Raw genomic sequence first — 11,065 nt, 5'->3', positions numbered from 1 at the left:
GCTCTTTGTTTTTTTGTCCTTCCCTTTTTCTCAACCCCCCCCCCCCCCCCCCCCCCCCCCCCCCCCCCACCCCCCCCCCCCCCCCCCCACCCTGGCCGATCGCTTCATCCAGATGTGCGGCGGCCTGGCCGAGCGTGAAATGGAAGCCCAGGTACTGGATTCCATGGATCTGGAGCGTGAACGCGGGATCACCATCAAGGCCCACAGCGTCACCCTTTATTACAAGGCTCGCGACGGCATCAACTATCAGTTGAACTTCATTGACACCCCGGGCCACGTTGACTTCACCTACGAAGTCAGCCGTTCTCTGGCGGCGTGTGAAGGTGCACTGCTGGTGGTCGACGCCGGTCAAGGCGTTGAAGCCCAGTCCGTGGCCAACTGCTACACCGCCATCGAGCAGGGCCTTGAGGTCATGCCGGTCCTGAACAAGATCGACCTGCCACAGGCTGATCCGGACCGCGTCAAAGAAGAAATCGAGAAGATCATTGGCATCGATGCTACCGATGCGGTCGAGTGCAGCGCCAAGACTGGCCTGGGCGTCGACGAAGTGCTCGAGCGTCTGGTCAAGGTCATCCCTGCGCCGACCGGTAACTACGAAGATCCGCTGCAAGCGTTGATCATCGACTCCTGGTTCGACAACTACCTGGGCGTTGTCTCCCTGGTGCGCGTGCGTCATGGTCGCGTGAAGAAGGGCGACAAGATCCTCGTCAAGTCCACCGGCAAGATCCATCTGGTCGACAGCGTTGGCGTGTTCAACCCGAAACACACCGCTACCGTTGACCTCAAGGCCGGCGAAGTGGGCTTCATCATTGCCGGTATCAAGGACATTCACGGTGCACCGGTGGGTGACACCCTGACCCTGAACTCGACCCCGGACGTTGCAGTGCTGCCCGGCTTCAAACGCATCCAGCCACAGGTTTATGCCGGTCTGTTCCCGGTCAGCTCCGACGACTTCGAGGATTTCCGCGAAGCATTGCAGAAGCTGACCCTCAACGACTCGTCGCTGCAGTACACCCCGGAAAGCTCCGACGCACTGGGCTTCGGCTTCCGTTGCGGGTTCCTCGGCATGCTGCACATGGAAATCATCCAGGAGCGCCTTGAGCGCGAGTACGACCTGGACCTGATCACCACGGCGCCGACAGTAATTTTCGAACTGCTGCTGAAAACCGGTGAAACGATTTACGTCGACAACCCGTCGAAGCTTCCAGACTTGTCGACTATCGAGGATATGCGCGAGCCGATCGTGCGCGCCAACATCCTTGTGCCGCAGGAACACCTGGGCAACGTGATTACCCTGTGCATCGAGAAGCGTGGCGTCCAGCACGACATGCTGTTCCTCGGCTCGCAGGTGCAAGTGACTTACGATCTGCCGATGAACGAAGTGGTCCTCGACTTCTTCGACCGTCTGAAATCCACCAGTCGCGGCTATGCTTCGCTGGATTACCATTTCGATCGTTACCAATCGGCTAGTCTGGTGAAACTGGACGTGTTGATCAACGGCGACAAGGTCGACGCTCTGGCGCTGATCGTGCACCGTGACAATGCGAACTATAAAGGTCGCCAGCTGACCGAGAAGATGAAAGAACTGATTCCGCGTCAGATGTTCGACGTGGCGATTCAGGCTGCCATTGGCGGTCAGATCGTTGCCCGGACAACCGTCAAGGCACTCAGAAAGAACGTATTGGCCAAATGCTACGGTGGCGACGTCAGCCGTAAGAAAAAGCTGCTTGAAAAGCAAAAGGCCGGTAAAAAACGCATGAAACAGGTCGGCAACGTGGAAATTCCACAGGAAGCCTTCCTCGCCGTGCTCAGGTTGGATAGTTAGGTCCTATGTCACTAAATTTCCCGCTGTTGCTGGTCATTGCCGTGTTCGTCTGCGGTCTTTTGGCGTTGCTCGATCTGTTGATCCTGGCACCGCGTCGGCGTTCGGCCATCGCTTCCTATCAGGGCAGCGTCAGCCAGCCTGATGTGGTGGTGGTCGAGAAGCTGAACAAAGAACCGTTGCTGGTCGAATACGGCAAGTCGTTCTTTCCGGTGTTGTTCATCGTGCTGGTGCTGCGTTCGTTCCTCGTGGAACCGTTCCAGATTCCTTCCGGCTCGATGAAACCGACCCTGGACGTTGGCGACTTCATTCTGGTGAGCAAGTTTTCTTACGGGATCCGCTTGCCGGTGATCGACAAGAAAATCATCGAAGTCGGTGATCCGCAGCGCGGTGATGTGATGGTGTTCCGCTACCCGAGCGACCCGAACGTCAACTACATCAAGCGTGTAGTCGGCCTGCCGGGCGACACGGTGCGTTACACCGCCGACAAGCGTCTGTTCGTCAACGGCGAGTCGATTGCCGAACAACTGGTCGGCTCCGAGCCGGGCACGTTGGGCAGCGCAGAGCTCTACAAGGAAAAACTCGGCGCCGCCGAGCACCTGATCCGCAAGGAAATGAGCCGCTATCGCGCTACCCCGGACCATTCGTGGACCGTGCCGGCCGGGCACTACTTCATGATGGGCGACAACCGCGACAACTCCAACGACAGTCGCTACTGGGATGATCCGAACATTCCCAAGGATCTGCTGGGCATGGTTCCCGACCAGAACATCGTCGGCAAGGCCTTCGCGGTCTGGATGAGCTGGCCGGAACCGAAACTCAGCCACCTGCCGAATTTCTCGCGGGTCGGCCTGATCAAGTAATCACACACGGCGCTGTTGAACACAGCGCCGAATGCATTTCTGGAGCTGACACAATCGCCTCCGGGGCATGAAGCCACGATATTCAGGATGTAATTTTTGAACACAGCGTTAATTGTCCCAAGCCTGCGCCGCAACCCGGCGATGGCGGTGGAAACCAGCCACGAACTCAGCGTGGGTAAACCGTGAGCGACTCCTTAAGCCGTCTCGAGCGTCAGCTCGGTTACACCTTCAAGGACCAGGATCTGATGGTTCTGGCCCTCACGCACCGCAGCTTTGCCGGGCGCAACAATGAACGCCTGGAATTCCTCGGCGATGCCATCCTCAACTTTGTCGCCGGCGAGGCCTTGTTCGATCGCTTCCCGCTCGCCCGCGAAGGCCAGTTGTCGCGTTTGCGCGCACGCCTGGTGAAAGGTGAGACGCTGGCTGTTCTGGCGCGCGGTTTCGACCTGGGCGAATACCTGCGTCTGGGTTCCGGCGAGCTGAAAAGCGGCGGTTTCCGTCGCGAATCGATTCTGGCCGATGCCCTTGAAGCGCTGATTGGCGCAATCTATCTCGACGCCGGCATGGACATGGCCCGCGAACGCGTACTGGCCTGGCTGGCCGGTGAGTTTGAAGGTCTGACCCTGGTCGATACCAACAAAGACCCGAAAACCCGCCTGCAGGAATTCCTGCAATCGCGCGGTTGCGACCTGCCACGCTACGAAGTGGTGGATATCCAGGGCGAGCCGCACTGCCGAACCTTCTTCGTCGAGTGCGAAGTTGTCTTATTGAATGAAAAAAGCCGAGGTCAGGGTGTGAGTCGTCGTATTGCCGAACAGGTAGCGGCCGCCGCAGCACTGATTGCCCTGGGCGTGGAGAATGGCCATGACTGATTCAAACGTAACACGCTGTGGCTATGTCGCCATCGTTGGCCGGCCGAACGTGGGCAAGTCGACGCTGTTGAACCACATCCTCGGCCAGAAGCTCGCGATCACCTCGCGCAAGCCGCAGACCACCCGTCACAACATGCTCGGCATCAAGACCGAAGGCGACGTGCAGGCGATCTACGTCGACACGCCCGGCATGCACAAGGGCGGCGAAAAGGCTCTCAACCGTTACATGAACAAGACCGCTTCGGCGGCGTTGAAAGACGTCGACGTGGTGATCTTCGTGGTTGACCGCACCAAGTGGACCGACGAAGACCAGATGGTTCTGGAGCGCGTGCAGTACGTGACCGGCCCGCTGATCGTCGCGTTGAACAAGACCGACCGTATCGAAGACAAGGCTGAGCTGATGCCGCACCTGTCCTGGTTGCAGGAACAGCTGCCGAACGCGCAGATCATCCCGATTTCGGCACAGCACGGGCACAACCTCGAAGCGCTGGAAAAGGTCATTGCCGGTTACCTGCCGGAAAACGATCACTTCTTCCCGGAAGACCAGATCACCGACCGCAGCAGCCGTTTCCTCGCCGCCGAACTGGTCCGCGAGAAAATCATGCGCCAGATGGGCGCCGAGCTGCCGTACCAGATCACCGTGGAAATCGAAGAGTTCAAGCAGATGGGCAAGACTCTGCACATCCACGCGCTGATTCTCGTTGAACGTGACGGCCAGAAGAAAATCATCATTGGCGACAAGGGCGAGCGCATCAAGCGCATCGGCACCGAAGCGCGCAAGGATATGGAGCTGCTGTTCGACTCCAAGATCATGCTCAACCTGTGGGTCAAGGTGAAGGGCGGATGGTCCGACGATGAACGCGCACTGCGTTCGCTGGGTTACGGCGACCTGTAACAAATCTCGGTTCCTGCTAAGCCAGAGAACCCTGTGGGAGCGGGCTTGCCCGCGATGAGGAAGTAATATTCAGCATAAATGTTGAATGTGAATCCGCCATCGCGGGCAAGCCCGCTCCCACATTAGGTTTATGTTGGTCTCAAGACTGCACTCCTTCAGCGAGACACCATGTCCTCAAGCCCACCTCCCGCCCAACCCGCCTACGTCCTCCACTCCCGCGCCTATCGCGAAACCAGCGCTTTGGTGGACTTCCTCACGCCGCAAGGTCGGCTGCGGGCGGTGTTGCGCAGTGCGCGGGGCAAGGCCGGGACTCTGGCGCGGCCGTTCGTGCCGCTGGAAGTCGAGTTTCGTGGGCGCGGCGAGCTGAAAAACGTCGGGCGCATGGAAGGGGTTGGCACTGCCACCTGGATGGTTGGCGAGGCACTGTTCAGCGGCCTCTACCTCAATGAACTGCTGATCCGCCTGCTGCCTGCCGAAGATCCGCATCCAGCAGTGTTCGATCACTACGCTGCGACGTTGCTGGCCCTCGCCGAAGGCCGGCCGCTGGAGCCGTTGCTGCGCTCCTTCGAATGGCGCCTGCTCGACGACCTCGGCTACGGCTTTTCGCTGAACACCGACATCCACGGCGAGTCCATTGCTGCGGACGGTCTCTATCGTCTGCAAGTGGACGCGGGCCTTGAGCGGGTTTACCTGCTGCAACCGGGCCTGTTCAACGGCGTCGAACTGCTGGCCATGGCCGAAGCCGACTGGTCGGCCCCCGGCGCACTCTCGGCTGCCAAGCGTCTGATGCGCCAGGCACTCGCCGTTCATCTGGGCGGTCGGCCCCTCGTCAGTCGCGAGCTGTTTCGCAAGCCCTGATCTCACCGTATGCTGTGCGCCGAATCTCTCAATTCAGGAACGCATCCGTGACCACCAGCAATCGCATTCTTCTTGGCGTGAACATCGACCACGTCGCCACCTTGCGTCAGGCCCGTGGCACGCGTTACCCGGACCCGGTCAAGGCAGCGCTGGACGCGGAAGAGGCGGGCGCCGATGGCATCACCGTGCATCTGCGTGAAGACCGCCGGCACATTCAGGAGCGCGACGTGCTGCTGCTCAAGGATGTGCTGCAAACCCGCATGAACTTCGAAATGGGCGTCACCGAAGAAATGATGGCGTTCGCCGAGCGCATTCGCCCGGCGCACATCTGTCTGGTGCCGGAAACCCGTCAGGAGCTGACCACCGAAGGCGGTCTGGACGTCGCGGGGCAGGAAGCGCGGATCAAGGCAGCGGTAGAGCGTCTGTCGAAGATCGGCAGTGAAGTGTCGCTGTTCATCGATGCTGACGAGCGTCAGATCGCGGCGTCGAAGCGTGTCGGTGCGCCGGCCATTGAGCTGCACACCGGGCGTTACGCCGATGCCGAGACTCCGACCGAAATTGCTGAAGAGTTGAAGCGTGTGGCGGACGGTGTGGCATTTGGTCTGGCTCAGGGTCTGATCGTCAACGCTGGTCACGGCCTGCATTACCACAACGTTGAAGCCGTGGCGGCGATCAAGGGTATCAACGAACTGAACATCGGCCATGCGCTGGTGGCGCATGCGTTGTTCGTTGGCTTCAAGTCGGCTGTGTCCGAGATGAAAGCGCTGATCCTGGCTGCTGCTTTGAAGGGCTGAAGATCAAAAGATCGCAGCCTTCGGCAGCTCCTACCCTGGAATGCATTTCCCTGTAGGAGCTGCCGAAGGCTGCGATCTTTTGCTTTAAAGGGGTGCAGGTTCTTGCGCAGGCTTGGACTTGTCGATCCCCGGCACATGCAGATTGCCCTCGGCCACCTGGTCGCCTTCCAGCTGCGGCTGTGTCACCCAGGTCAAAATGTCGTAGTAGCGACGAATGTTCGCCACGAAGTGCACCGGCTCGCCGCCCCGGGCGTAGCCGTAGCGGGTCTTGCTGTACCACTGTTTCTGCGACAGACGTGGCAGGATCTTCTTCACATCCAGCCATTTATTCGGATTCAGCCCTTCCTTGGCCGTCAGCTTGCGCGCGTCATCCAGATGACCGCTGCCAACGTTATAGGCGGCGAGGGCGAACCACGTACGGTCCGGCTCCTGAATCGAATCGTCGAGTTGATCCTTCATATAGGCGAGGTACTTGGCGCCGCCCATGATGCTTTGCTTCGGATCGAGACGGTTGGACACGCCCATCGCCTGAGCGGTGTTCTGGGTCAGCATCATCAGCCCGCGCACGCCGGTCTTCGAGGTGACCGTCGGTTGCCACAGCGATTCCTGATAACCGATGGCGGCGAGCAGGCGCCAGTCGACTTTTTCTTTCTTGGCGTAGGCCTTGAAGTGCGGTTCGTACTTGGGCAGACGCTGCTGCAAGTGCTGGGCGAAGGTGGTGGCGCCCATGTAACCGAGCACATCGACGTGGCCGTAATAACGGTCCTTCAGACGTTGCAGGGTGCCGTTCTTCTGCACCTTGTCCAGATAAGCGTTGATCTCGTTGAGCAGGCTGTTGTCTTCGCCGGCGGCAACCGCCCAACTCTGGCTGCGCGCATCACCGAGGTCGAAAGCCACGCGGATGTTGGTGAAGTACACCTGATTCATCGCCACTTCGTTGGAGTCGACCAGGGTCAGATCGATCTGGCCTTCATCGACCATGCGCAGCAGGTCAACTACCTCGACCGCATCGGACTCTTCGTATTCGATGGCCGGAAACTTCTTTTTCAGCTCCGCCAGTTGCTCGGCGTGGGTGCTGCCCTTGAGCACCATGATCTTCTTGCCGACCAGATCACCGGCATCGGTGGGGCGTGACTGGCCGTTGCGGTAGATGATCTGCGGAGTGACTTCGAGATAGGAGTGCGAGAACCGCACCTGTTTCTTGCGATCTTCGCTGCTGACCAGGCCGGCCGCGGCCAGCACCGGGCCGTTCGGTTTGCCGATCTGGTTGAAGAGGTCGTCTAGGTTGTCGGCGGTCTCGATTTCAAGCTTGACCCCCAAATCGTCGGCGAAGCGCTTCACCAGCTCGTATTCGAAGCCGGTTTCACCGTTACGATCCTGAAAGTAGGTGGCAGGGCTGTTTCGGGTAACCACCCGCAGCACACCATCCTCCTTTACGCGCTCCAGCGTGTTGGGTTTATCAACACAGCCACTGAGCATCAGGAAGAGTCCGGTTGCGATCAGCCATTTGGCATACCGCGGACGCAAAGCCGTTGGGGAAAACATCTGCGCAGTATACGCAAAGGACCACGGGCGCCATATATCGACAGTGAAGGCCCAGTCTGCTAGCCGTCACAAAACCGAGCGAAACCCCGCAGGAACAGGGCCTTACGGCATTTTGTGACAGAAAAAATAAGCCGCGATCCCGTACCCTCGAAATTTGACTCCAAAGGCAGAAACACAGATCGAGGTCCGAGTGCAACCGTGCGTAGCGTTTCGGGTGATGTTGAGGGCGGTTTAGGCTAGAATGCACGGCCTCAAAGCACACCCCTTCCCGAGGCTGTCCCGAAGATGTTGATCCTGCGCGGCGCTCCTGCCCTTTCTGCCTTTCGCCACAGCAAACTCCTTGAGCAACTGAGCCAGATGGTTCCGGCTGTCAGCGGCTTGTATGCTGAATTCGCTCACTTCGCCGAAGTTACCGGCGTCCTGACCGGCGACGAACAGCAGGTGCTTGCGCGCCTTCTGAAGTACGGTCCAAGCGTTCCGGTTCAAGAGCCGACCGGTCGTCTGTTCCTGGTGTTGCCGCGTTTCGGCACCATCTCGCCATGGTCGAGCAAGGCCAGCGACATCGCCCGCAACTGCGGCCTGAGCAAGATCCAGCGCCTGGAACGCGGTATCGCGTTCTACGTGGCCGGCCAGTTCAGCGATGAACAGGCACAGCTGATTGCCGACGTGCTGCATGACCGCATGACCCAGATCGTTCTCGGCAACCTTGAACAGGCCGCCGGTCTGTTCAGCCACGCCGAACCGAAGCCGCTGACCGCCATCGACATCCTCGGCGGTGGTCGCGCAGCGCTGGTAAAAGCCAACACCGAGCTTGGCCTGGCCCTCGCCGAAGACGAAATCGACTATCTGGTCGACGCCTTCAACGGTTTGAATCGCAACCCGCACGACATCGAACTGATGATGTTCGCCCAGGCCAACTCCGAGCACTGCCGCCACAAGATCTTCAACGCCAGTTGGGACATCGACGGCCAGAGCCAGGAAAAAAGCCTGTTCGGCATGATCAAGAACACCTACGTGATGCACAGCGAAGGCGTTCTGTCGGCTTATAAGGACAACGCCTCGGTAATCGTCGGCAACGTTGCCGGCCGTTTCTTCCCGAACCCTGAGACCCGCCAGTACGGCGCGGTGCAGGAGCCGGTGCACATCCTGATGAAGGTTGAAACGCACAACCACCCGACCGCAATTGCCCCGTTCCCGGGCGCATCGACCGGTTCCGGCGGCGAGATTCGTGACGAAGGCGCAACCGGTCGTGGCGCCAAGCCAAAGGCTGGCCTGACCGGTTTCACCGTATCCAACCTGCAAATCCCGGGCTTTGAACAGCCGTGGGAAGTGCCGTACGGCAAGCCTGAGCGCATCGTTACTGCGCTGGACATCATGATCGAAGGCCCGCTCGGCGGCGCTGCGTTCAACAACGAATTCGGTCGTCCGGCCCTGACTGGCTACTTCCGTACTTTCGAACAATCGATCACCACCCCGCACGGCGACGAAGTCCGTGGTTACCACAAGCCGATCATGCTGGCTGGCGGTATGGGCAACATCCGTGAAGAGCACGTCAAGAAAGGCGAGATCCTCGTCGGCTCCAAGCTGATCGTGCTTGGTGGCCCGGCGATGTTGATCGGTCTGGGCGGCGGCGCTGCTTCCTCCATGGCCACCGGCACCAGCTCGGCGGATCTGGACTTCGCCTCCGTTCAGCGTGAAAACCCTGAGATGGAGCGTCGCTGCCAGGAAGTCATCGACCGTTGCTGGCAACTGGGTGACAAGAACCCGATCAGCTTCATCCACGACGTCGGCGCGGGCGGTCTGTCCAACGCCTTCCCGGAACTGGTCAACGACGGCGACCGCGGTGGCCGTTTCGAACTGCGTAACATTCCAAACGACGAGCCGGGCATGGCCCCGCACGAAATCTGGTCCAACGAATCCCAGGAACGTTACGTTCTGGCGGTCGGCCCGGCTGACTTCGAGCGCTTCCAGGCGATCTGCGAACGTGAGCGCTGCCCGTTTGCCGTTGTTGGCGAAGCCACTGCCGAACCGCAACTGACCGTCACCGACAGCCACTTCGGCAACAGCCCGGTGGACATGCCGCTGGAAGTGTTGCTGGGCAAGGCGCCGCGCATGCACCGTTCGGTGGTGCGTGAAGCCGAGATGGGCGACGATTTCGATCCGTCGAACCTCGACATCACTGAAAGCATCGAGCGCGTTCTGCATCACCCGGCCGTCGCGAGCAAGAGCTTCCTGATCACCATCGGCGACCGCACCATCACCGGCCTCGTGGCCCGTGACCAAATGGTCGGCCCGTGGCAGGTTCCAGTGGCTGACGTTGCCGTCACCGCTACCAGTTTCGACGTCTACACCGGTGAAGCGATGGCAATGGGCGAGCGTACTCCGCTGGCTCTGCTGGACGCTCCCGCGTCGGGCCGCATGGCCATCGGCGAAACCCTGACCAACATTGCCGCTTCGCGCATCAACAAGATCTCCGACATCAAACTGTCGGCGAACTGGATGTCGGCTGCCGGCCACCCGGGCGAAGACGCGCGTCTGTACGACACCGTGAAAGCGGTCGGCATGGAACTCTGCCCTGAGCTGGGCATTACCATTCCGGTGGGCAAGGACTCGATGTCCATGGCCACGCGCTGGAACGACAACGGTGAAGAAAAAACCGTGACCTCGCCGATGTCGCTGATCGTGACCGGTTTCGCGCCAGTGGCTGACATTCGTCAGACCCTGACCCCGGAACTGCGCATGGACAAAGGCACCACGGACCTGATCCTGATCGACCTCGGTCGCGGTCAGAACCGCATGGGCGCTTCGATCCTTGCACAGACCCACGGCAAGCTCGGCAATCAGGCTCCGGACGTCGATGACGCCGAAGACCTGAAAGCTTTCTTCGCGGTGATCCAGGGCCTCAACGCCGACGGTCACCTGCTGGCTTACCACGACCGTTCCGACGGTGGTCTGCTGACCTCCGTGGTGGAAATGGCCTTCGCCGGTCACTGCGGTCTGAGCCTGAACCTCGACGGTCTGGCTGAGACTTCGGCCGATATCGCTGCGATCCTGTTCAACGAAGAACTGGGCGCGGTGATCCAGGTTCGTCAGGACGCGACTCCGGATATCCTCGCGCAGTTCAGCGCTGCCGGTCTGGGCGACTGCGTGTCGGTGATCGGTCAGCCGATCAACAATGGCCAGATCAACATCACCTTCAACGGTGACACCGTGTTCGAAGGCCAGCGTCGTCTGCTGCAACGTCAGTGGGCCGAGACCAGCTACCAGATCCAGCGTCTGCGTGACAACGTCGACTGCGCCGAGCAAGAGTTCGACGTGCTGCTGGAAGAAGACAACCCGGGCCTGAGCGTCAAGCTCAGCTACGACGTCAACCAGGACATCGCCGCGCCTTACATCAAGAAAGGCATCCGCCCACA

General features: G+C 60.0%; 8 protein-coding genes. 7 read left to right on the top strand and 1 reads right to left on the bottom strand.

What is annotated here, in order from left to right; translation table 11 throughout:
• Positions 1 to 91 precede the first annotated feature (91 nt).
• From lepA to pdxJ, 6 genes are all read left to right on the top strand, one after another.
• Positions 92 to 1,825, top strand: a complete 1,734-nt coding sequence (gene lepA / locus ACIOZM_RS29145) for a translation elongation factor 4 (RefSeq protein WP_401220510.1) — start codon at positions 92 to 94, stop codon at positions 1,823 to 1,825.
• Between the two features lie 5 nt (positions 1,826 to 1,830).
• Entirely contained in the window at positions 1,831 to 2,685 is an 855-nt protein-coding gene (gene lepB / locus ACIOZM_RS29140) for a signal peptidase I (RefSeq protein WP_401220491.1), read from the top strand.
• A gap of 182 nt (positions 2,686 to 2,867) precedes the next feature.
• Positions 2,868 to 3,557, top strand: coding sequence for a ribonuclease III (rnc, locus tag ACIOZM_RS29135; protein WP_401220489.1), 690 nt, complete (start codon positions 2,868 to 2,870; stop codon positions 3,555 to 3,557).
• Positions 3,550 to 4,452, top strand: a complete 903-nt coding sequence (gene era, locus ACIOZM_RS29130; protein WP_401220486.1) for a GTPase Era — start codon at positions 3,550 to 3,552, stop codon at positions 4,450 to 4,452. The genes rnc and era overlap by 8 nt, the downstream gene beginning before the upstream one ends.
• A gap of 168 nt (positions 4,453 to 4,620) precedes the next feature.
• Positions 4,621 to 5,310, top strand: a complete 690-nt coding sequence (gene recO, locus ACIOZM_RS29125; RefSeq protein WP_401220483.1) for a DNA repair protein RecO — start codon at positions 4,621 to 4,623, stop codon at positions 5,308 to 5,310.
• A gap of 47 nt (positions 5,311 to 5,357) precedes the next feature.
• Positions 5,358 to 6,104 (top strand): pyridoxine 5'-phosphate synthase, encoded by a 747-nt coding sequence (gene pdxJ / locus ACIOZM_RS29120; RefSeq protein WP_401220480.1) that lies wholly within the window; start codon positions 5,358 to 5,360, stop codon positions 6,102 to 6,104.
• A gap of 84 nt (positions 6,105 to 6,188) precedes the next feature.
• On the opposite strand, the gene mltF is transcribed toward pdxJ, so the two are convergent.
• Complete coding sequence (mltF, locus tag ACIOZM_RS29115; RefSeq protein WP_401220477.1) at positions 6,189 to 7,649, bottom strand: membrane-bound lytic murein transglycosylase MltF; 1,461 nt, start codon at positions 7,647 to 7,649, stop codon at positions 6,189 to 6,191.
• 285 nt (positions 7,650 to 7,934) lie between these two features.
• Between mltF and purL the strand changes: the two genes are divergently transcribed.
• On the top strand, positions 7,935 to 11,065 hold a 3,131-nt coding region (purL, locus tag ACIOZM_RS29110), incomplete at its 3' end, for a phosphoribosylformylglycinamidine synthase (protein WP_401220474.1).

Origin of the sequence: Pseudomonas sp. NPDC087346, assembly GCF_044744235.1 — a bacterium.
In the GTDB taxonomy this organism is placed as follows: domain Bacteria; phylum Pseudomonadota; class Gammaproteobacteria; order Pseudomonadales; family Pseudomonadaceae; genus Aquipseudomonas.
This window is presented reverse-complemented; position numbering and strand designations above follow the sequence as displayed.

Coding starts and splice junctions, on each gene's coding strand:
- lepB (WP_401220491.1), top strand. CDS start 1,831: ATGTCACTAAATTTCCCGCTGTTGCTGGTCATTGCCGTGTTCGTCTGC.
- mltF (WP_401220477.1), bottom strand. CDS start 7,649: ATGTTTTCCCCAACGGCTTTGCGTCCGCGGTATGCCAAATGGCTGATC.
- era (WP_401220486.1), top strand. CDS start 3,550: ATGACTGATTCAAACGTAACACGCTGTGGCTATGTCGCCATCGTTGGC.
- recO (WP_401220483.1), top strand. CDS start 4,621: ATGTCCTCAAGCCCACCTCCCGCCCAACCCGCCTACGTCCTCCACTCC.